This is a genomic window from Rheinheimera sp. KL1, assembly GCF_001275035.1.
GTDB lineage: Bacteria > Pseudomonadota > Gammaproteobacteria > Enterobacterales > Alteromonadaceae > Pararheinheimera > Pararheinheimera tangshanensis.
The window spans coordinates 229,928-252,828 of record NZ_LAMX01000026.1; the positions used below are offsets into that span (position 1 = coordinate 229,928).

Here is a 22,901-nt window from a genome sequence, read left to right on the forward strand (position 1 = left end):
AGCTATTGCTCTTTACCAATTAAATCCTTCTGCTGCATCAGTTCGGCTAATTCAGGCAAACAGGCCGGGTCGTCTATAGTGGACGGCACAGAATAGTCGCTGCCGGTGGCGATTTGCCTTAACAGTTTACGTAAAATCTTGCCTGAGCGGGTTTTAGGTAAGCGTTTGACGATAATGGCTTTCTTAAAGCAGGCCAAAGCGCCTATTTCTTGTCGCACCATAGCCACAAGTTCTGCTTCCAGCTGGCTTTCACTGATATCCACGCCATTTTTCACCAACACCATAGCCAAAGGTTGTTGGCCCTTGATGGCCTCGTAAATACCTATGACACAACATTCGGCCACCGCAGGGTGGCTGGCAACTATTTGCTCCATCTCGCCAGTGGATAAACGATGGCCTGCGACGTTAATTACATCGTCAGTGCGGCCCATCACAAATAAATAGCCATCTTCATCTATATAACCGCCATCGCCACTGGCGTAGTAACCTGGGAAAGTGGATAAATACCCATCAACAAAACGTTCGTCATTGCCCCAGATACTGCTTAAACAGCCTGGTGGTAATGGCAGTTGTAGCGCTATATAACCTTGCTGATTGGCAGGCACAGGTAAGCCACTTTCATCCAGAATTTCTACATTAAAACCTGGCACTGGTACAGTGGAGGAACCTGCTTTGGCAGGCATTAATTCAAGCCCGGCTGGATTGGCGCTGATAGGCCAGCCGGTTTCAGTTTGCCACCAGTGATCGATCACTGGCTTGCCGATTTTATCGACCACCCAATGGTAAGTGGCGGGGTCCAGCCGCTCGCCAGCCATAAAAATATACTTCAGTGCTGATAAATCATAAGTTTGTAATGCGGCTTCCGGGTCTTCTTTGCGAATAGCACGAAAGGCCGTTGGCGCTGCAAAAAGCACATTGACTTTATGCTCGGCGCAGACTCGCCAGAATGCACTGGCGTCCGGCGTAAACACTGGTTTTCCTTCGTACAACACTGTAGTGCAGCCCGCAAGTAGTGGGGCATAGACAATGTAAGAGTGACCCACCACCCAGCCGACATCCGAGGCAGCCCAGAATACATCGCCTGGTTTGGTGTCATACACAGCCTGCATACTGTAATGCAGCGCCACCGCATGACCGCCATTGTCGCGCACTACACCTTTGGGTTTGCCGGTCGTGCCTGAGGTATACAGAATATAAAGCGGATCTGTCGCAGGTACGGGTACGCAGGCAGCAGGTTCAGCCGATTGCATTTGCTGCTGCCAGTCCAGATCCCGACCTGCCACTAATGCACAAGGCTGCTGCTCACGCTGATAGACAATGCTGCAATGCACCTTATGACTGGCTTTTTGCAAGGCTTCGTCCAACAAAGGTTTGTAGGCAATAATGCGGTTAATTTCGATACCACAGGAAGCGCTGATAATAAGTTTTGGTGCTGCATCATCAATCCGCATCGCCAGCTCATGCGAAGAAAAACCACCAAATACCACAGAGTGCACAGCCCCTAAACGAGCTACTGCCAGCATAGCTATGGCCGCTTCTGGGATCATCGGCATATAAATGACGGCCCGATCACCTTTTTCCAGACCATTGGCTTTAAGCACTCCGGCAAAAATTGCCACTTGATCCCAAAGCTGCAAGTAACTGTATTTTTTGCTGGTGCCGGTAACCGGAGAGTCGTAAATCAGTGCTGTTTGATTGCCACGGCCTTGCTCAATCTGATGATCCAGCGCCATATAGCAGGTATTCATTACGCCATCGCTAAACCATTGGTAATGATGTTGATCCAGCTTTTTTAACAGGCTGGCTGGCTTTTGATACCAGGCCAGTTTGTTGGCCTGCTCGCCCCAGAACTGCTCCGGGTTATCTTTTGCCATCTGCTTATGCTGCTGATACGGCGATGTAGTGTTTGTCATAGAGGTACCCTGTTCGTTTTAGCTGTGCTTTTGTTATCGCTTTACTTTAGCGAATTAGGATGCAAAGCGAACTTAGACTTAAGGTGCATAGACTTTAGGTGTAGCTCAGACAAACAAAAAATAAAACAGAAAACAAAAAGGGCATCAGTGTTAGCTGATGCCCTTTATTCAAAAATATTCTCAAAACCCCTAGCCAAAGTAATTGATGTTGCAGCTAGGCGACAAGTGCATCAGACCCCAGGAGCATAGTTGCCTATGTGACTGGGGCAGGTGTGCGCAGTCAACAACGCTGCGGCTTCAAGTACGAAGGCTTACACCTGCAGGTAATCCAATATCCCCTCAGCCGCCTTCCGGCCCTGAGCTATGGCTGTCACTACTAAGTCTGAGCCTAATACCATATCGCCACCTGCAAAGATTTTTTGCTGGTTGGTTTGAAGTGGGTAAGTGCTTTTTTCGCTGGCCACAACGCGGCCTTTGTCATCAAGCGCTACACCCATATCTTTTAACCACTGAGGTGGGCTTGGCTGGAAACCAAAAGCGACAATCACTGCGTCTGCTTCTAATACCTGCTCTGAGCCTGGTACTGCTTCGGCATTACGACGGCCTTTGGCATCGGCTGCACCCATAGCAGTGGTCACCACTTCAACACCACAAGCATGGCCTTCGTTATTCAACTTGATGCCAAGTGGCTGCAGGTTAAACATAAATTCCACACCTTCTTCGCGGGCATTTTGCACTTCTTTGCGCGAGCCCGGCATGCTGGCTTCGTCGCGTCTATAGGCTAATGTGACTTTGCTGGCACCCTGACGAATAGCAGTACGCACGCAGTCCATTGAGGTGTCACCACCGCCTAAGACCACTACTTTTTTACCAGCCAGGTTCACATAGGGGTGTTCTGTCTGCCAGCCCATCAGATTGTTGATATTACCAATCAGATAAGGCAGGGCTTCATACACACCAGGGGCTTTTTCGTTGACCAAACCACCTTGCATTGGGGTGTAAGTGCCTAAAGCTAAAAACACCGAGTCGTATTCCTGCAGCAGGCTGTCAAAGCTGACATCCACGCCCACTGTGGTATTTAAGCGGAACTCAATACCCATAGCGGTGAAGATTTCACGGCGTAATTTCAGGACGTCTTTTTCCAGTTTAAAAGGCGGAATACCAAAGGTTAATAAGCCACCAATTTCCGGATAACGGTCAAATACCACAGGGGTCACGCCATTACGAATTAGCACGTCAGCACAGGCTAAACCTGCAGGGCCTGCGCCTATTACCGCGACTTTTAAGCCGGTTTTGACCACTGCTGATAAGTCCGGCCGCCAGCCCATTTCAAAGGCTTTGTCGTTAATGTATTTTTCAATAGAACCTATGGTGACTGCGCCAAAACCTTCGTTCAGGGTACAGGCGCCTTCGCACAACCTGTCCTGCGGGCAAACCCGGCCACAGACTTCAGGTAAGCTATTGGTTTTATGCGACAATTCAGCCGCTTCAATAATCTTGCCTTCGTTCGCCAGCTTTAACCACTGCGGAATATAGTTATGCACAGGGCATTTCCATTCGCAGTAAGGGTTGCCACAGTCCAGACAACGGTCAGCCTGACCTGAGGCCTGAGTGTCTGTCATAGGCTGATAAATTTCTACGAACTCAATGGTCCGCTCACGGTGCGACTTCTTTGGTGGGTCAACCCGCTTTACGTCGATAAATTGATAAACATTCTGTGCCATAGTTTCCTCCCTTACATCGCCTGAACCCGCAGCTCATCAGAAGAGCGTGCGCGGTGACCAAGCAAGGTATTGACGTCACTTGTTTTGGGTTTAACCAGTTTGAACTTGCTTAAGTAGTTGTTGAAATCCGTCAGGATCCGGTGCGCTTTTTCGCTGCCGGTAGCCTCGACGTGTTGATGCAACAAGCTACGTAAGTGTTCCTGCAGAATTGGTGTGCTGACTTCCAGCGCTTCCACCAGTTCAGGGTTCACCCGCAGGCATAAGTCATCCTGTTCATCTAATAAATAAGCAAAACCGCCTGTCATACCAGCACCAAAGTTCACGCCGGTTTGACCTAATACCAGCACCACACCGCCAGTCATATATTCACAGCAGTTATCGCCAGTGCCTTCTACAACGACAATGGCGCCTGAGTTACGTACAGCAAAACGCTCACCGGCGCGGCCAGCAGCGTAGAAACGGCCACCTGTTGCACCGTATAAGCAGGTGTTGCCGGCAATAGTGGCGTCGTCTTTGGCATAGCTGACTCCCTTAGGCGGGAATATAGTAATTTGGCCACCAGTCATGCCTTTACCTACATAGTCGTTGGCATCACCTTGCAGGGATAAATGCAAACCACCAGCGTTCCAGACACCAAAACTCTGGCCTGCTGTACCAATGCAGTTGACCACTATAGGGTCGGTCGCCATACCCTGATTACCATGATGACGGGCAATAAAACCAGATAAAGCCGCGCCCACAGAACGGTCGGTATTGCGGATAGGCACAGTTAAGCGGCCACCGGTTTTATGCACAACCATATCTTTACAGCGTTTCACCAGTTCCTGGTTTAAATCGCCATTGTCAAACGGGTCATTGTTTTGTACACAGAACAAGGGTTTATCTGATTTGACACCTGAGGCCAATAAAATTGGGCTTAAGTCCAACTTCAATTGTTTTTGCGTCTCGGCGTCGCGCACAGAGAGTAAATCTGTACGACCAATCAGCTGCTCTAATGAAGTGACTCCCAGTTCTGCCATCAGCTCACGCACTTCATGCGATAAGAACTTAAAGTAGTTCATTACCATTTCTGGTAAGCCGTTGAAGTGATCGCGGCGTAAAGTCGCATCCTGAGTCGCTACACCTGTGGCGCAGTTGTTCAGGTGGCAAATCCGTAAGAATTTGCAGCCTAAAGCCACCATAGGGCCAGTACCAAAACCGAAACTTTCAGCGCCTAAAATAGCGGCTTTCACGACGTCTAAACCGGTTTTTAAACCACCGTCCACTTGCAGCCGAACCCGGTCACGTAAACCGTTTTCCACCAGCGCCTGATGCACTTCAGCTAAACCCAGCTCCCATGGCGAACCTGCGTATTTAACCGAAGTCAGCGGGCTTGCGCCTGTACCACCGTCATAACCGGATACGGTAATTAAATCGGCATAAGCTTTAGCCACACCAGTTGCAATAGTACCAACGCCTGGTTCTGATACCAGTTTCACGGAAATCAACGCTTCAGGGTTCACTTGTTTTAAGTCAAAAATCAGCTGAGCCAAATCTTCAATGGAATAAATATCGTGATGCGGTGGTGGTGAAATCAGCGTCACACCAGGCACTGAATAACGTAAACGCGCAATTTCAGCTGTGACTTTTTCACCAGGTAACTGACCGCCTTCGCCCGGCTTAGCGCCTTGGGCTACTTTGATCTGAATTACTTCAGCGTTTACCAGATAATGAGGTGTCACACCAAAACGACCCGAAGCTACCTGTTTGATTTTGCTGTTTTTCTCAGTACCAAAACGGCGTGGATCTTCACCACCTTCACCTGAGTTAGAACGGCCACCTAAACGGTTCATCGCTATAGCCAAAGCTTCATGAGCTTCAGGGCTTAATGCACCAATAGACATAGCTGCACTGTCAAAACGCGGATACAGCTGCTCAGCAGCCTGTACTTGCTCCAAATCGACCGGAGTAGCATTGGCTTTGTTTAAGCTGAATAAGTCGCGTAAATGCGCTACAGGGCGCTGATTCACAAAGTCGGAATAGACTTTGTAATCGGCATATTTGCCACTGCGTACAGCTTTTTGCAGGCTTTGCACTACATCAGGGTTATACGCATGGTATTCGCCATCATGCACGTACTTCAGCTGGCCACCGTGATTCAGAGGTTTACGTTTTAACCAGGCACTGTTGGCGCGGATTTGCACGTCTTGCTGGAAGTCAGCAAAGTCAGCACCCTGAATACGTGAAGGTAAATCAGGAAAACACAGCTTCATCACGTTCTGATTAATACCCACAGCCTCAAACAGGTTCGAACAGCGATAACTCGCTACAGTCGAAATACCCATTTTTGACATGATTTTATACAGGCCTTTGTTAATACCTTTGCGGTAATTCAGCACGGCCTGACGGGCGGTCAGATTCAGACTGCCTTTTTCTACCAACTGCTCGATAGTCTCATAAGCCAGGAACGGATAAATACCTGTAGCCCCTAAGCCTACCAGCACTGCAAAGTGATGCGGATCTCGGGTGGTTGCTGTTTCGATAATAATGTTCGAATCGCAGCGCAGCTGGTTATCCACCAAAGCATGATGCACTGCACCCACAGCCATAGCAGCTGGAATAGGGATCAGGCCTTGTTCGATACGGCGGTCAGTTAAAATCACCAGCACTACTTTGTCTTCACGCACCACACGCACAGCTTCAGCGCAAACACGGCGCACTGCGGTTTCCAGATCTTCGTCGTTAGGATCGAAGTTCAAAGAAATAATATGGTGTTTGTAGTATTTCTCGTCAGCAGCTTTTAACTGTTTTAAATCGCTGTACATCATCACAGGCGATTCAAATTGAATACGGCGGGCATAACCTGCAGTTTCACTGAAGACGTTGTGTTCGCGGCCTATGCTGGTCGCCAGCGACATCACATGCGCTTCACGTAATGGATCGATGGGCGGGTTGGTGACCTGCGCAAACAACTGCCGGAAATAGTCGTAGAAAGTACGGGTTTTTTGCGACAACACAGCCATTGGCGTATCGTCACCCATAGAACCTACAGCTTCCTGGCCGTCTTTCGCCAGCACTGTGACAACCTGTTCAATTTCTTCATAGCTGTAGTTAAACAGCTTATGGAACACCATCATCTGATCGTCAGTAAAGACACGTTTGCCTATTAAGTCAGTTTCAAACTGCTCGTAAGGCACCAAACGTTGCACATTGGTGGACAACCATTTGCGGTACGGATGGCGAACCATTAAATCCTGGTCAATTTCTTCTGAGCGCCAGATTTTTCCTGTCTGCGTATCCACAGCCAGCATTTCGCCCGGGCCAACGCGGCCTTTTTCCTGCACTTCATCAGGTGTGTAATCCCAGATGCCAACTTCAGAAGCCAGCGTGATTAATTTATCTTTGGTAATAACAAAGCGGGCAGGGCGCAAACCGTTGCGGTCTAAGTTACAGGCCACATGCTGACCATTGGTCATCACAATACCGGCAGGACCATCCCAGGGCTCCATATGCATGGAGTTAAACTCGTAGAAGGCCTTTAAGTTATCGTCCATTACCTTGTTGCCTTGCCATGCTGGTGGCACCAGCAAACGCATAGCACGGAATAAATCCATACCGCCTGCTAACAGCAATTCCAGCATATTGTCTAAAGAACTGGAGTCTGAACCCGACTGGCTGACAAAAGGTGCTGCAGTGGGCAAATCTGGTAACAAAGGCGAGGCAAACTTGTACTGACGGGCTCTAGCCCACTGTCTGTTGCCTGTAATGGTATTAATTTCGCCGTTATGCGCTAAAAAGCGGAATGGCTGAGCCAAAGCCCAACGTGGCATAGTGTTAGTAGAGAAGCGTTGGTGGAATACGCAAATGGCGGTTTCCATCCGAACGTCTGCTAAGTCCAGATAAAAGCGCGGCAAGTCTGCCGGCATCATCAGGCCTTTAAATACGGTCACCAGACAAGAAAAGCTTGGGATATAAAAATCTGTATCGCTGGTCAGCTGTTTTTCGATACGGCGTCTGACCATATAAAGCCTGCGCTCTAAATCGTGTTCGCTCCAGCCTGGCTGGGCACTGACAAAGGCCTGTTTAATCTGAGGCATAGAAGAGAGTGCTAAATCACCCAGCACTGACGAGTCTGTTGGCATATCACGCCAGCCGACCAGGGTCAGTGTCTCACGGGTAATTTCTTGTTCAATAATAGCGCGAGCCAGTTCGGCTTTGACCGGATCCTGACTGAAGAAGAAGATGCCCACCCCATACTTTTTGCCCAAAACCCAGCCTTTTTCCTCTGCAATAGCACGGAAAAAACTATCGGGTTTTTGCATTAACAGGCCACAACCATCACCTGTTTTCCCATCCGCTGAAATTCCACCTCTGTGCTGCATGCGGTCTAAACCGCTGATAGCAGTGCGCACAATACGGTGGCTGGCGACGCCTTCTAAATGAGCGATCAGACCAAAGCCACAGTTCTCTCTTGCCTGACTGTGGTGATACAACGCCATGACTCTTCCTCCAACTTGTCCTGAAAAATATCCCTGCTCAGTTGAAACCACAGCTATATAGTGTGCTGCAACCTCAATTTGAGTGGGTAAAAATGTTTATTTATTGAATTATTATTCTTTTATTTGGCGTTTTTATCCCTGAAAGAAAACAACAGCTCTGCTTTCAGTCAGTTAGGTGGTCCGCATAGTTGTTTTTATGGCGCTTAGACGTCTATCCATAAATAGACGATTAGATATACCCAGTTCGGACGGAAATTGCAAGACCAGTCTGACGCATTTAACCGACTATTTTGCCGAAGGCTGTTATGAAGTGGTTTTGTAATTAAATTACAGAAACAAGGCTTTTTTCTGGCTTTTAGAGGGCTGTTCAGAAAAAAAAGGCTGCACAAGCGGCCTTTTTTTGTAATTTAAACGATATTTTTATGCGAAACTTATGCGTGATAACCGTTCGCAATACCTTTGACTGTGACTGCGACTGCATCATGAGCATGTAGTGACTCATAATGGTTGACGCGCAACCAAAAATCGTCAAATTCAGACAACTGGTTCAGGCTGTGTTTTAAACGACGGGCTGCATCTTCACAGAACATCAGGTTTTGTCCGTTTAAGCGGGCAAACTCCTGCTCGTCGGCGCGTTTGACGGCGGCCTGCACCGGAGTTTGCAGCGCATCCTCAATTGCATCAATTAATGCAATCACCGGGAAGTCCGTGACTTTATGGTTCAGCTGTACTTTTATTTCAGCAATAGAACGCTGACTGTGCGGCGTAGCCACTATGCCCTGAGTGGTGCCTAACCAGTCTTTCACTTGTTCCGCATTGACCTGAGCGTGGCCTGCGAATTTAGCCACAAAAGCTTCCTGAATAAGCTGACGTGCTAAGGCGGCTGAACAAGGACAAGTGGAAGAGTAAGGCACGTCAACTTTCATTTCTACGCCTAACTTGCCATCTTTTAATTGGCCTGTGATAGTGACAGGGTAAGCTTTCCAGCCTTGTTTTTCAGTGATCAGTGCTTTGCGGCGCAAATGCAGTTCGAAATCAAACTTCACAAAAGCATGAGTACTTAATTCTTCATGGCTGCTGATAAAGCCGTGCAGTAGTTCGCTTAAGCTGGCAAAACTTAAACTGGATTCGGTCGATAGCTGATCCAATAACAGATAAAGCCGTGACATGTGAATGCCTTTAGCTTTTGGATCTTTTAAGTTTACAAAAGCTTCAACTTTAGCGCTGACCTGGCGTGGTGCTTCGCCTGCAACACTAAACATCAGTGGCAGTTCTATATTGCTCATGCCAACCCATTCCAACACACCTTCTGTGGTGGCGGATGAATGGTTAGCTACATCTGGCATAGTGGTCGGCATGAATACTCCAATGTCCATCAAATGCATAGATCATGCGCAGCATGATCTGGCTGAAAATTTGGCGCACTTTATACCATATTTTGCCGCCGGGGCCGGTATAAAATCTGTGCACTATAAGCTGATTTTTTTCGAATAGCTTAAACGAAAAAAGCGAATACCCGACTAAATCTGTCGGATATTCGCTAGATTGGGATGGTGGAACAGAAATTCAACTCTTTGTTTTTAAACCTACTGCTCAAAAGTGCCTTTCACTATGGCCTGACCGTTTTGAACTAATTGACGGCCTTTGGCAAAGACATCACGGATAGTTAAATCAGTTTTATGCAAAAGCACTAAGTCAGCATCCATTCCTGCGGCAACACGCCCCTTGTGTTTTAATCCAAGTGCAGCGGCTGGTGCGGCCGTAATAGCAGTGATGGCAGCAGTTAAAGGCACTTGATATTCAAGTACAGCCTGACGTGCGACTTGATACAAGCTTTGTACCTTACCAACCTCAAGCCCAACCAGCTCTCCATTGCCGTTATAAATAGGCAAGCTGGCATTACCGTCAGAGCTTAATGTTAAGTTCATTGTCGGTACTCCGCCTTGTAAGGCGCGGGCTAAAGCTTCTGCTGCTGCAACTTCACCATGTTGTAGATCATAAGCCGTGGTGCTGGTGGTAAAATCAATAACACCACCGGCTTTGGCAAACTCAATACCAGCCTGAAACAGCGCCTCATTGCGGTTCATATGAGTAGGGTAGAACTGAGATAATTTAAGTTCTGAGCCTGTTACAGCTTGCCACAACGGCTGTAGCAATGACTCACCACTGCCCACATGCACACTGACGACACCAGCTTTACCTGACAAAATGCCACCGACTTTAGCAGCAGCCGCCACTTTACGTATTTCTTCAACAGTCGGCTGAGAGGAGCGGAAATCACTGATAGCAATTTCGCCCACTCCAATAAACTTATCGATCAGGATCAGGTCATCCGTGATACTGCCCATTAAAGTACGGCATGGAATTTGGTAGGAACCTGTATGGCAATAGGTAGTAATGCCTTCGCTCTCCAGCGCATGTGCTTTAGCTAACAGATTGGTTAAAGTCCGGGTCGTTGCATCAGTGCCAAGCACACCAATAGCTGTAGTGACTCCGCCTAAAGTGGCATGGGTGAGTTGCATTTCTGGAGTGCGGCTGGCAAAACCACCTTCGCCACCACCGCCAATAAAATGAACTAACGAATCGACAAAACCCGGTACTAAATAACAATCACTGGCGTCTATCACTTCAACAGGTAGGTTTGAATTGCCAATGTCTAAATTCTCACCTAAAGCCGCGATCTGCTGGCCAGCGACCAGCAGATCCAACACACCTGTATCTTGTGGGTTTAAAATATGGGCATTTTTAAAAAGTTTGATGCTGCTCATTGATAGTCCTTTGTAATTCTTATTGGTAGCCAATAGCAACTGCCACTAAAACAGCGAGACTTGCCAGGGCAAAAAGCCAAAGCTGTAGACGCCAGGCAAATTTTGCCCATAACATCCAGTCCACCCGCACTACACCTAAGCAACCAATCAGGGATGCTGAAGTTGGGACTATGCAGTTAGTTAAGCCATCCCCTAATTGGAAGGCTAAAACTGCAATTTGACGGGATACTCCAACCAAATCGGACAAAGGCGCGACTAAAGGCATAGTTAAAGCGGCCTGGCCTGAACCTGAGGTGACAAAGAAGTTAAACACCGACTGAAATATCAGCATAAACCAGGCTGATAAATAAGTGGAAAAGCCATCAAAGCTACTGCCTGCATAATGCAATACGGTATTAAGCACTGATGGCTCTGTGGCTTTATCGCCGCCTAACAGCAGTACTATGCCTTTGGCCATACCTACTATCATGGCGGCTGGCAGCAACTCAGCTGCACCTTGTTTAAAGGCGTCCGCTGATTCATTCACCGTGATACGTTTTCCTACAATCGCCAACATAGCAGTGGCTATACCTAAAGCGAAAAACTGTGTGGCAATCTCTGGTATGTAGTAACCACGAGCGACCACTCCCCAAATCACCCAAACAATACCGGCGACAAACAGCAATAAAATAGCACCATCCAACTTGCCAAAAGAACTGCTTTGTTGTTCTTGCTGCTGGGCACGAAGTTTTTGATCTGAAGCAAAACTGACAGAAAGTTCTGGGTTCTTTTTAATTTTCGCCGCATAACGCATGGTAAAAACAATACCAAATAAGGTGAACAGCAGCCAAAGTACAATACGGTAATCGGCTCCTGACATCAGAGGTAAACCCGCTATACCCTGAGCTATAGCCACACTAAAAGGGTTCATCCAGGAGGTGGCAAAACCAATCTGAGTGGCAATGTACGTCACCAGCACAGTAGTGATAGCGTCGTAGCCTAAGGCCAGCATTAATGGCAGCAGCACTATACAAAAGGCGATGGCTTCTTCACCCATGCCAAAAACGGCGCCGCCCAAAGAAAACAGCAGAAACATCAGCGGGATAAATAAAAAGTCGATGTCTTTGGTTTTAGCTATTAACGCCAGAATGCCGTTATTAACAGCACCTGTTTTCATAATGATGCCAAAGGCACCGCCTGTCAGCAGAATAAAGGCAATCACGCCAATGGCGGCACCCATTTTGTCGCCGGACACCATACCTTCAAAGGCATAGTTTAAAAAGCCAACCTGGCCGCCTTCACCAAACAAGGGCACTGCTTTATTTTGTTCCGTTGCGAGCTGAAAGCTATTTGGATCAATACGGGCTTTGACTGTTTCGCCAGCGGCATTAACAGTTTCCGGTAACATCTGAAAATAACCGGCCGGAATAAGATGAGATGCAATAGCTGCAGCTATCATCACAAAAAAAAGTATGACAAAGGCATCCGGCATGCTGACCGGTTTTTTAGTTGTAACTTGCATGAGAATCTACCTGTTGAGTTGATATAACAGTGCCAACTTTGACTGGAAACCTGAGGTGTAACTCCGGTTTGTGCTGAAAAAGTTCGGCATAAATAACCAGAACCAGCAATGAACTGGTGGTTTGGCTACTCGTTAAACCACTCCGAAAGGTAGTAAGGCGAGTAGTAATATGTAGTCAGCGACAACGCATTCTTTAGCATATTACAGGTCAGGTTTAAAAAGCTAAGGTGCTTTAGAATGAACCTTTTAGTTAATTACTGTCAATCGAAGTTGTATTAGATTTCGCCTTTGTGGTTGAAAAGTGAGCGCTTTGCCTGGTTTCACGCTGATTTTGGTTGGCGGCTTACGAAAATTTACAGGACAAGCGCCAAGCGGATCTGGCAGACTTGATATTCTCTATTTAGTGTTTTTGCGCTCAGCTCTTTTAGCAGGCATTTAATGCAACAAAACGTTCATCCTTTAGTCAGGCGTCTGGCCGGGTTTTTAAAGCAATGGGGCTGGTTACAGTGTTTTTGCTTGTGTTTTATCCTGTTACAGGCTTTAACAGGGGTGATGACCGGCTTATACAGCTTGTTGCTGCATGATATGGTGCTGTGGTCCATGGTATTGGGCGCCTTATTGTTCTCCGCTTCTATCACACCGTTTTTTTTACTTTCTGGTTTTTACTTAGTTCGTCATTTAGATGAGGCCTTGTTTTATCTGCAGGATTCGATACGGCAAGAGAAGTTGCTGAATCAGAATATGCAGGAAACTATTCGCCAGCTGAACTTTGAAATTGAAGAGCGGAAAAAAGCCTTTCAGGCTAAACGCCGCGCTGTGGATGAATTACGTCGTGAAATTACTGAACGCCGTAAAACCCAACAGGAGCTGGAAGAACAAAGTTTGTTAATCCGCTCTATAGTCGACAGTTCGCCTGACTTATTCTACTACCGTGATGAGACTGGCCGTTTTGTCAGTTGCAATAAAATGTTTGAAGTCATTATGGGTAAATCGGCGAAAGAGCTGATAGGCCATTATCCGGCTGAGCTTTATGACGCTGAATCTACTCCTATTGCTATTCTGACCGATCAGGAAATCTCCGCCAGCCGTGAAGAACTCACCTTAGATGTGGATTATCAAACGCCGGATGGCCGCATGTTATGGTTTGAAATGCGTAAAGTGCCATTTTTCGATAAACAGGGCCGTTATATTGGTTTATTAGGTTTTGGCCGGGACATTACCTCGAGGAAACTGGCTGAGCAGGCACTGGAAAAAGCCTATCAGGACAAAGGTAAGTTTATTGCTACTTTAAGCCACGAACTGCGTACGCCGTTAAACGGTATTGTAGGTTTAACCCGTCGTTTGTTGGAAAGCCCTTTATCGGTTGAGCAGCGCAGCTGGAGCAATACTATTTTCAGCAGTGCTGAGACTTTAGGTAATATTTTTAACGATATTATCGACTTAGATAAAATCGACCGACAGGATTTAGACATAGTTTATCAATCAGTCCAGCTCAGTGATTTTGTGCATGATATCTGCAACTTTGCCCACTTAATTTGCCAGCAAAAAGGTTTGAACTTTATTGAGCCTGAAGCTGTAGCAGGCCAGTTGTATGTGCGGTTGGATCCAACCCGGGTGCGACAGGTATTGTGGAACCTGATTAATAATGCGGTGAAATTCACTGCCCGAGGTTCAGTACAGCTTGCTGTGTCTTTAAGTGCAGATGATCCGGCCGAACTTTGTTTTAGTGTGACTGATACAGGCATAGGTATTGTCGAGTCTGAGCAGCAACGTATCTTTGATATGTACTATAAATCCAGTGATGGCAGACGTTTAAGCATAGTTGGATCAGGTATTGGTTTGTCGGTATCCCGGGCTTTAGTGGAGGCTATGTCTGGTCAGCTCCGACTGGAAAGTACAGTAGGCAAGGGGAGTACTTTTATAGTTTCTTTACCCGCTGAACTTACATCAGCACCTGCAGTAGTGCCACAGGCTCAATATCCGGCTTTAACTATCTTGTTGATAGAGGACGTACCGTTAAATGCTGAGATAGCGACCAACTTACTGGAGCAACGTGGCCATCAGGTGATTCTGGCGGAAACAGGTGAAGATGCTTTAGCTTTGCTGGAAACTGAAGATGACATCGATCTGGTGCTGTTGGATATGCAGTTGCCCGATATGTCGGGTGATCAGGTGGCGCGTTTTATTCGCGCTGAGCCTTCGTTAAGCAAGTTACCTGTAGTGGTATTAAGTGCCAATGTACGCAAAGCTGAGCAGCAGTTAAATGATGTGCGGGTCGATGGTGCTTTAGCAAAACCCATCAATACCAATAAGTTGGATCAGATTTTACATCAACTCTTTGGCGCTCCTGCGCCAAAAGAAATCAATGCCGGAACTGCTCAGGATCAGCAAATCCTGGATCAGCAAACATTGGATGATTACCTGCAGTCTTTAGGCAAAACCACTATGTTACGCAGTGTGCAATTATTTGTGCAGTTGCTACCGGGTTATATCAATAAGATGATGGAAACTGCGGTGCAGCAGGATGTGACTGAGTTTCAGGAAGCCGCACACAAGCTCAAAGGCGCAGCTGCTTCTGTAGGCTTGTTGTGGGTGCAGCATCAGGCGAAATTAATGGAGCAAAGTACTGAGCTGATGGGGATGGAAAAACAGCTGATTAATTTCCACATAACAATAGAGCGACACTTAGCAGCTCTGGAGGAATATATCGAAGCCTGGGTTTGACCCGTCGTGATTAAAGCTAAAGCTTGGTTGACTGCGCTAGCTGCTTGATAGCTGTTTAGATAAACAAAGGGCGGGTACAGAACCCGCCCTTGTAAATTACTTCTCTAATTTACCAACGAAGCGATACCCTTCGCCGTGGATAGTGCTGATCAGCTCAGGACTATCTACATCAGACTCAAAATGCTTACGGATACGGCGAATAGTGACATCCACAGTTCTGTCATTGGCTCTGAGTTCACGGCCCGTCATATGACGGATAAGTTGTTCACGGGTGAAAATTTTGCCCGGGCTGTCCAGCATTAAGCGTAATGCACGGTATTCACCTTTAGGTAAACGGCGTGATACACCTTCTGGCGAGGTCAGGTTGCGGCTGTTTTCATCCAATACCCAACCATTAAATTTCACCACACTTTTATGCTCTTCCACTACAGGTTGAGATACAGTGCGGTTTAACAGGTTACGGGCACGAATAGTCAGTTCACGTGGGTTAAAAGGTTTAGTCAGGTAATCGTCGGCGCCAATTTCCAGACCTAAAATGCGATCGACTTCACTGTCACGTCCGGTCAGAAAAATCAGACCCACGTTTTCTTTCTGGCGTAATTCACGGGCCAGGATCAGGCCGTTTTTACCAGGCAGATTGATATCCATAACAATCAAATTGACTTTGTGTTCAGCCAGCTTCTGGTTCATTTCTTCGCCATTCACTGCTTCAACCACATCATAGCCTTCGCCTTCGAACAGGCTGACCAGATTCAGTCGTGTTACTTCTTCATCTTCAACAATCAGAATAACAGGGGTCTGCATTATGCTTAAACCTTATGTGAACGTAATTAAGTATTTGATTTATATATTTTTAGAATGAGAATGACCCATGGTCAATGTCTGCTCAATTATATAGATGGCAGAATTTGTTAACAAGTGCATTTGTTAACAATTAGAACGGGTTAGTGCAAGCTATTGAAAAGTATCACTTTGTTCAGTTTTTATCTTATTTAGGGATCACAGGAAAGTCGATCTGAATGTCGATACCGTGGTCCAACGAACTTTCCAGCTGTATTTTACCGTTTAAAGCTTGAGTTACTAAGTTATAGACTAAATGCATACCTAAACCACTACCGCCTTCGCCTCTTTTGGTCGTGACAAAGGGATCAAAAATACGTTTTTTAATATTCTCAGGCACACCTGCACCATTGTCCTGATAACGAAGGTAACAGCGGCTATCTGACAAAGTCACACTAATAGTCATAGTGCCTTGTTCTTTATGGTCAAAAGCATGGATAAGACTGTTCATAATCAGGTTGATTAAAATCTGGCTGATAGGGCCTGGTTTACTCTCCAGCTCAAGCGCTTCGTCACAATTGATGATCACCTGATGCTGCGCTTTTTTCAGGTTTGGACGTAGTGATAACAATACTTCATTCAGTAACTGGTACATATTGAAGTATCTTCTGTTGTCGTTGGATTGATCCACTGCCACTTGTTTAAAGCTACGGATCAGATTGGCTGCGCGCTCGAGGTTACGATAAATAATTCCAAGGTTTTCAGCGCTGTCGCTGAGGAATTTTGCCAGCTGACTTGAAGTTAACTTCTTGTCATCAAAAGCTTTTTGTATGTCTGCCAGCTTGTCCTGCATTAAAGTTGAAGCCGTAACACCAAGACCTATAGGTGTATTTACTTCATGAGCAACCCCGGCCACCATCTGACCTAAGCTGGCCATTTTTTCAGTCTCAACAATCTGATTCTGATATTGGTGCAAAGTGGATAAAGTGTTCAATAAGTCTTGATTTGAGGTTTTCAGCGCCAGTGTTCTGTCGTTGATTTTTTGCTCTAAGTCCTGGTTTAGCTGACGTATTTCACTTTCTGCTCCGCGCAGTTTTGTGATTTGTTGTTCGGTTCTGTCCAGCATGGTATTGACCGCCCGGCCTAAATTATGAAACTCCGAGATTTCCATGGCAGGAACACGAATTTGATAGTCCTTTTCTTTTGATACTTTTTGCACCAGAGTCAGCAGGCTGTAAAGGGGCTGAGTAAAACGCCGTTGTAATCTGTTGGCGATAATAAAAGCACCAATGAGAGAGCAGAGCGCAATTAAAATATCGAACAAGACTCTGTTTTGTACATAACGACTCAGTTCATCAAGACTGGCACGTATGTATACATAACCTATTAATTTACCGTCAGATTCTATTTTCTGTGTCAGCTCCATTACGCCATCCCCTATGGTGGCATTCTGATACTGCTCAACTTTATTAAATTGGGTCGGATAGGGGCCAACATCTCGTCTGTTGTAACTGGCAAAAAACTCAGCTCGCCGTTTTCCTGCAACTTATAAATATGGATATTGTGCAAACGTGATTCTGCGGCAAAAGAAGCCAGACGTCTGTCTTCTACTTCTGAATCATCTATTTCAATGGAGCCTACGGCATTAAAAGCGATAATGGCGGCATAAGAGTGCAGCTGTTCAGACAGGTTTTTCTTTTCAGCTTTGATGTCTTGCAAAGTGGCTATGGTGAGAGATACGCAAAGGGTGATGCTACAAATTAGCATGACCACCCAGATCAATGCGCCTTTGATGGAACTCGCTTTTAACGCTGGACCCATTAATACTTCCGCCATCCGTCAATCTGTTATCGAAGCTATAATATTGAAGTTACACGCATTTGCAAATTTTCACCAGTAAGCACACTGACAAAAAAATAAAACGGGTATATAGTTGTCGCACTTGTGGTCGTGAGGACAAACCATGGACTTATGGGATAACTACAAAACGAGTGTTTTTTTGTGCCATCAACCTCTTGGCGATCAAATTAACTTTGCAATTATCAGCGCTCAAAACCCTTGTGGTCATGTCCAAACCCCCTCCAGAAACTTATTACTCGATAACCACTTTGCCAATACCCTGGACAGGCTTAACGTACCTTATCGCGAAATCGTCGGTTGCTCACCGGATTTGAGATTTCAGGAAAAGAGCTGGGCTGTGCTTTGTGATAAATCTAAAGCCATAAAGCTGGCTATTATGTTTGAGCAACATGCGATTTATTGGGTAGAGCAGGGCAAGTTGTTTTTAGTACCTGCTTTATTGCAGCAAAAGGAAGAGTATTTAGGGGAATTTCACCCGCGCCAGATTGTAGTGGGTTAAGGGCATCGCAGCAGTTTAGTGCTTTAACACCTGCAATATAGGCTCAATTTTTTGACCTAAGGCGTATTCAAGCTTCAGGCGCTTCAATTTTTGTTTATGAGCTTCCTCTTCATCTGCGGGCACTATTAAAAATTCTTTAAAATCAGCAACGCAGATACATAACATGGCAGGTTTTGCCATGTTTTCCAATTGACCAAGCCGGTAGATCTGATGAGGACAAGCCTGAGTTCTTTCTGGCGACTGAATACAGTCAGCCAAAACAGCAGCACTGAAAATTAATCCAGCCAGCACAACCAAAACCAGTCTCATCAGCAGATCCTTTTATTTGCGGTCTTTTTTACAATAATAAACCACAAAACCGTCACGACGACCAAGCTCTTTTACCTGACCAAAAATTTCAGTTAATTGAGCCACATAAGGCAAGTGCACGTTAGCCACTAAAGTTAAAGTGCCACCAGGCTTTAACTCATTAAAAGCATCACGGAAAAACTGTTCACTGATATGGTAGTCAGTTTTTAAACCTGTATGAAAAGGCGGATTGCTGACGATATGGTCATAAGCAGCGCTGCGGGACGGAATACCATCAGCAGCTATAGTTTCACCTGGCAGCTTATTCGCTTTTAAAGTGGCAGCTGTAGAGCTGACAGCTAAAGTGCTGATATCAGAGGCTGTTAGTTTAATTTCTGGATGTCTTTTCACTAAAAAGGCACCGATAAAACCTGCACCACAAGCAAAATCCAATACTTTACCTTGCTGGATATGGCCTAGATGTTCCAGCAGTAAGTTAGTGCCTAAATCCAGTTTGCCATGGTTAAATACACCGGGCAGTGAACAGAGCTTTAAGCTGATACCGGCTTTTTCGATACTAAACTGATGAAAGTCTGCGGTCTTTAACTCGCTTTGTAACAAACCATCCAGTTCAAACCACAAACAGTGTTTGGCATTGTCGTGTTTAAAGGCTTTTAACCCCAGTTTTTCAGCCTGGTTGCCAAGGCTTTTAATGCCACCTTTGTTATCGCCAACCAGATACACTTCGGTTTTATCATGCAGTACAGTTTTGATCTGAGCTAAAGAGCTTTGCAGCTGGTCTTTGCTCTTCGGATAAAACAGCACCACTTTGTCGACTGTTAAATCGGCTGGCAAGGCATCTCCCAAATAACATGGGCTTTTGCTCTGCTGCTGCCAGTTGTTAGCAACAGCAATGTTTGAGGTTAAACAGAACAGTTCCAGTTCTGGTGCTTGTTGTTTTAATTCAGCAGCCAGACGGTCGGCCATAGGTTCTACCAGCAGCACTTTGCCTGATAAAAAATCAATATTACGCAGCAGCAGCTGACTGGTATTGTCGAGCATCTTAGTTTTCCTTCCTGAACATCAGATCCCAAACACCATGGCCTAAATTCACACCACGGTTTTCGAATTTAGTTAAAGGCCGATGCTCAGGACGCGGTACATAGTCATTGGTTTGTGACAGGTTGCTGTAACCTTCGGCTACTTTCATCACTTCCAGCATATGTTCAGCGTAGTTTTCCCAGTCGGTGGCCATATGAAATACACCACCGATCTTTAACTTACGGCGTAATAACTGGGCAAACTCGGCTTGTACTATACGTCTTTTATGGTGACGCTTTTTATGCCATGGATCAGGGAAAAACAGCTGCACTGTGCTCAAGCTGTTGTCTGCAATGGAGTCGTTTAAAATTTCGATGGCATCGTGCTCAAATACCCGCAGGTTTTTAACGCCTTCAGTTTCGGCTTCACCTAAACATGCGCCAACACCAGGTTTATGTACTTCGATGCCAATAAAGTCTTTTTCAGGCGCAGCTTTGGCCATTTGCACCAAAGATTTGCCCATACCAAAACCAATTTCCAGCACTAAGTCAGCTTCGCGGCCGAATACAGCTTGCATATCGTAAGGTGTGGTTTGGTATTCCAGGCCCATAGTAGGCCAGAATAAATCTAAGCTGCGCTGCTGGCCCTTGGTCAGACGACCTTCCCTTAAAACAAAGCTACGAATACGGCGCAGGTATTTGTTTTCCTGAAGCTCTTCGTTTTGAGGCTCTGTGTTTGGTTGTTCCGGGTGGGTCATCTTGGTCTCCAAAAAATGTGATGCAGCCTGTTGTTATACTGCTGCGAATGCGGCGCGTATTATCCTTGTTCTGCAGCTAATGCTCAACCGCTAATCTTGATTCAACAAAAACAGCAAAAATGCTAGGCTATGTATCGTTTTGAATTATTGAGCCTGAGTAGTGATAGCTGTGCTGACTTCTGAGTATTTAACCTGCCCTGAATTATTTGCCGATACAGTAGTCGACTGGCAAAAAACCGATGGCCGTAACGCCTTACCGTGGCAACAAGACCCAAGCCCCTACAGAGTGATGGTCAGCGAACTGATGTTGCAGCAAACTCAGGTCACTACAGTGATCCCTTATTTTCAGCGCTGGATGCAAAAGCTGCCTGATATTCATGCCCTGGCAGCCGCAGATACCGACACTGTAATGGCGTTATGGCAGGGCTTAGGTTATTACGCCAGAGCCCGCAATTTACACAAAGCAGCTAAATACATAGTTCATGATTTAGGTGAGTTTCCTTTTGAATTAAATGAGTTATTAACTATTCCTGGTATAGGTCGTTATACAGCAGGTGCTATCCGCTCTTTTGCTTATGATGCTTATGGCCCGATAGTGGACGGCAACGTCAGACGTTTATTTTGCCGCTTATTTGGTATCGAAGGTGTGCCAACCAGTTCTGCTGTAGATAAAAAACTCTGGGCTTTGGCCGATTTGTTAACGCCAAAACAAAACAACAGACGTTTTGCGCAAGCCTTACTGGATTTAGGTGCTACGGTTTGCAAACCCAAGCAAGCGGACTGTTTAAGTTGTCCGCTTAAAACTCAGTGTGTAGCTTTTAATACAGGCCGGGTCGCAGAGTTACCCACAGCTAAACCTAAAAAAACTACTCCAACCAAAGTAGGACATTTTTTATGGATAGAGCAGGGGGAGAAGCTTCTGCTGCAAAAAAGACCGGATTCTGGTATCTGGGCTGATTTATGGTCTTTGCCACAAGTTGATGAAAGTGAACAGCTATTGAAGCAAGCCAAACTACAAGGCCAGTTTCAGCATGTGTTTTCACATTACAAATTAGATGCTTCGGTTTGGCATCCGGTATCTGGAGTGGCAGAACCCGCAGGCAGCTGTTGGTATAGCAAAGAGCAAGTCATGGAAATTGGCTTACCTGCACCTATCCGTAGCTGGATTGAAAAAAACTGGCTGAATAAAAACTAACAGGCCGTGTTGAAGTCGTTTACAATATCGGCCTTTTTAAAAGCTAAGTGTTGAGGTGAAGCATGTCCCGTCAGGTATTTTGTGTGTATTTGCAAAAAGAAGCAGCAGGTTTAGATTTTCAGCTGTACCCGGGGGAGCTTGGCAAAAAAATCTTCGATAGCATCAGCAAAGAAGCCTGGGCTTTATGGCAAGCCAAACAAATTATGTTGATCAACGAAAAAAAGCTCAACATGATGAATCTGGAACACCGCAAATTGCTGGAAGAACAGATGCAGCAGTTTTTATTTGAAGGTAAAGAAGTTCAGATCGAAGGTTACGTACCTAAAGCCAATTAAATCTTCCAGATAGAGTGAACTGCTTCTGGTGCAGTTCACTGCCTTTCTTTATAATTCGCATTAGAAAAATTAATTCAATAACTGTCCTTTCTGAGGTTGCAGACTATGGCTCGGCGCTTACCCCCACTGAATGCGTTAAAGGCTTTTGAAACTGCTGCCCGTCATCTTAGTTTTACTAAAGCGGCTGAAGAGATGTTTGTCACTCAGGCTGCTATTAGTCACCAGATCAAAGCGCTGGAAGACCATCTAGGTTTAAAGCTGTTTATGCGGAAAAACCGCTCTTTGCTGTTAACGGAAGAAGGCCAGAGCTTCTTTTTAGATATTAAAGAAATTTTCCTGCAACTGCATGAAGCCACGGAAAAGTTATTAGCACGTGGGGCCAAAGGCTCTTTAACTGTCAGTTTACAGCCAAGTTTTGCTATTCAGTGGCTGGTGCCGCGTTTAAGTTTATTTAGTGAAGAGCATTCTGACATAGATGTGCGGATTAAAGCGGTCGACTCCGACGAAGGCTCGTTAACTGATGATGTCGATGTGGCTATTTATTATGGCCGTGGCAGCTGGCGTAATTTGCATGCAGATAAATTGCATACAGAATACTTGCTGCCGGTCTGTTCGCCTTTGTTATTAAACGGCATCAAGCCTTTAAAAGACGTCGCTGATTTACGGCATCACACCTTGTTGCATGATGGTTCGCGCCAGGCCTGGAAAGACTGGTTTGTCAGTCAGGGTATTAAAAACTTTAATGTGAACCAGGGGCCAATTTTTTCGCATACAGCCATGGTGTTGCAAGCCGCTATTCATGGGCAGGGTGTGGCGCTCGCGCACAATGTTATGGCCAGACCTGATATTAACTCTGGCCGCTTAATAGTGCCGTTTCACCATGTACTGCTGAGTAAAGACTCGCATTATCTGGTGTGCCGTGAAAACCAGACTGAACTTGGCAAAATTGTCGCGTTCAGGCAGTGGATGGCGAAACAAGTTGAGTTGGATCAACAGGATTTTGCCGAGCAACACTTTAATAATTCGACACCGGATTAA

At 45.9% G+C, this 22,901-nt stretch carries 17 protein-coding genes; 5 read left to right on the forward strand and 12 right to left on the reverse strand.

Features of this window, described 5'->3' with window-relative positions; translation table 11 throughout:
• Positions 1-2: 2 nt before the first annotated feature.
• The 6 genes from WH43_RS15290 to yfcC form a co-directional block, all read right to left on the reverse strand.
• Positions 3-1,913: a propionyl-CoA synthetase gene (locus WH43_RS15290; RefSeq protein ID WP_053425451.1), complete on the reverse strand. Its 1,911-nt coding sequence runs from the start codon at positions 1,911-1,913 to the stop codon at positions 3-5.
• A gap of 311 nt (positions 1,914-2,224) precedes the next feature.
• Positions 2,225-3,637 carry a glutamate synthase small subunit GltD family protein gene (locus WH43_RS15295; RefSeq protein WP_053425452.1) on the reverse strand — a complete coding sequence of 471 codons (1,413 nt, stop codon included), beginning with the start codon at positions 3,635-3,637 and terminating at the stop codon, positions 2,225-2,227.
• 11 nt (positions 3,638-3,648) lie between these two features.
• Complete coding sequence (gltB, locus tag WH43_RS15300) at positions 3,649-8,115, reverse strand: glutamate synthase large subunit (RefSeq protein ID WP_053425453.1); 4,467 nt, start codon at positions 8,113-8,115, stop codon at positions 3,649-3,651.
• Positions 8,116-8,546: 431 nt separating this feature from the next.
• Positions 8,547-9,473 (reverse strand): GTP cyclohydrolase FolE2, encoded by a 927-nt coding sequence (folE2, locus tag WH43_RS15305; RefSeq protein ID WP_053425454.1) that lies wholly within the window; start codon positions 9,471-9,473, stop codon positions 8,547-8,549.
• Positions 9,474-9,701: 228 nt separating this feature from the next.
• On the reverse strand, positions 9,702-10,883 hold the full coding sequence (gene iadA, locus WH43_RS15310) for a beta-aspartyl-peptidase (RefSeq protein WP_053425455.1): 1,182 nt from the start codon (positions 10,881-10,883) through the stop codon (positions 9,702-9,704).
• 19 nt (positions 10,884-10,902) lie between these two features.
• A complete protein-coding gene (gene yfcC / locus WH43_RS15315; protein WP_082335815.1) occupies positions 10,903-12,384 on the reverse strand; it encodes a putative basic amino acid antiporter YfcC in 1,482 nt (493 codons plus the stop codon).
• Positions 12,385-12,822: 438 nt separating this feature from the next.
• Here yfcC and WH43_RS15320 point away from each other — a divergent pair, with 438 nt between their 5' ends.
• Positions 12,823-15,108 (forward strand): ATP-binding protein, encoded by a 2,286-nt coding sequence (locus WH43_RS15320; RefSeq protein WP_053425456.1) that lies wholly within the window; start codon positions 12,823-12,825, stop codon positions 15,106-15,108.
• A gap of 96 nt (positions 15,109-15,204) precedes the next feature.
• On the opposite strand, the gene arcA is transcribed toward WH43_RS15320, so the two are convergent.
• The 3 genes from arcA to WH43_RS20815 form a co-directional block, all read right to left on the reverse strand.
• On the reverse strand, positions 15,205-15,912 hold the full coding sequence (gene arcA, locus WH43_RS15325) for a two-component system response regulator ArcA (protein ID WP_053425457.1): 708 nt from the start codon (positions 15,910-15,912) through the stop codon (positions 15,205-15,207).
• Positions 15,913-16,096: 184 nt separating this feature from the next.
• Positions 16,097-17,314, reverse strand: a complete 1,218-nt coding sequence (locus WH43_RS15330) for a HAMP domain-containing sensor histidine kinase (protein WP_286049813.1) — start codon at positions 17,312-17,314, stop codon at positions 16,097-16,099.
• An 11-nt stretch (positions 17,315-17,325) separates the two neighbouring features.
• Entirely contained in the window at positions 17,326-17,724 is a 399-nt protein-coding gene (locus tag WH43_RS20815; protein ID WP_286049814.1) for a hypothetical protein, read from the reverse strand.
• A 127-nt stretch (positions 17,725-17,851) separates the two neighbouring features.
• Between WH43_RS20815 and WH43_RS15335 the strand changes: the two genes are divergently transcribed.
• Entirely contained in the window at positions 17,852-18,247 is a 396-nt protein-coding gene (locus WH43_RS15335) for a DUF3293 domain-containing protein (protein ID WP_053425458.1), read from the forward strand.
• Positions 18,248-18,262: 15 nt separating this feature from the next.
• Here the strand turns inward: WH43_RS15335 and WH43_RS15340 are convergent, their stop codons facing one another.
• The 3 genes from WH43_RS15340 to trmB are packed head-to-tail and all read right to left on the reverse strand — an operon-like array spanning position 18,263 to position 20,333.
• Complete coding sequence (locus tag WH43_RS15340) at positions 18,263-18,556, reverse strand: hypothetical protein (protein ID WP_053425459.1); 294 nt, start codon at positions 18,554-18,556, stop codon at positions 18,263-18,265.
• A 12-nt stretch (positions 18,557-18,568) separates the two neighbouring features.
• The gene (locus tag WH43_RS15345) at positions 18,569-19,597 is read right to left on the reverse strand and encodes a class I SAM-dependent methyltransferase (RefSeq protein ID WP_053425460.1); all 1,029 of its coding nucleotides are present in this window, start codon (positions 19,595-19,597) and stop codon (positions 18,569-18,571) included.
• A gap of 1 nt (position 19,598) precedes the next feature.
• Positions 19,599-20,333, reverse strand: a complete 735-nt coding sequence (trmB, locus tag WH43_RS15350) for a tRNA (guanosine(46)-N7)-methyltransferase TrmB (RefSeq protein ID WP_053425461.1) — start codon at positions 20,331-20,333, stop codon at positions 19,599-19,601.
• Positions 20,334-20,502: 169 nt separating this feature from the next.
• On the opposite strand from trmB, the gene mutY reads away from it, so the two are divergent.
• The 3 genes from mutY (at position 20,503) to WH43_RS15365 (ending at position 22,901) form a co-directional block, all read left to right on the forward strand.
• Positions 20,503-21,528, forward strand: a complete 1,026-nt coding sequence (mutY, locus tag WH43_RS15355; protein WP_286049817.1) for an A/G-specific adenine glycosylase — start codon at positions 20,503-20,505, stop codon at positions 21,526-21,528.
• 62 nt (positions 21,529-21,590) lie between these two features.
• Positions 21,591-21,863: an oxidative damage protection protein gene (locus WH43_RS15360; protein WP_053425462.1), complete on the forward strand. Its 273-nt coding sequence runs from the start codon at positions 21,591-21,593 to the stop codon at positions 21,861-21,863.
• A gap of 105 nt (positions 21,864-21,968) precedes the next feature.
• Positions 21,969-22,901 carry a transcriptional regulator GcvA gene (locus tag WH43_RS15365; RefSeq protein ID WP_053425463.1) on the forward strand — a complete coding sequence of 311 codons (933 nt, stop codon included), beginning with the start codon at positions 21,969-21,971 and terminating at the stop codon, positions 22,899-22,901.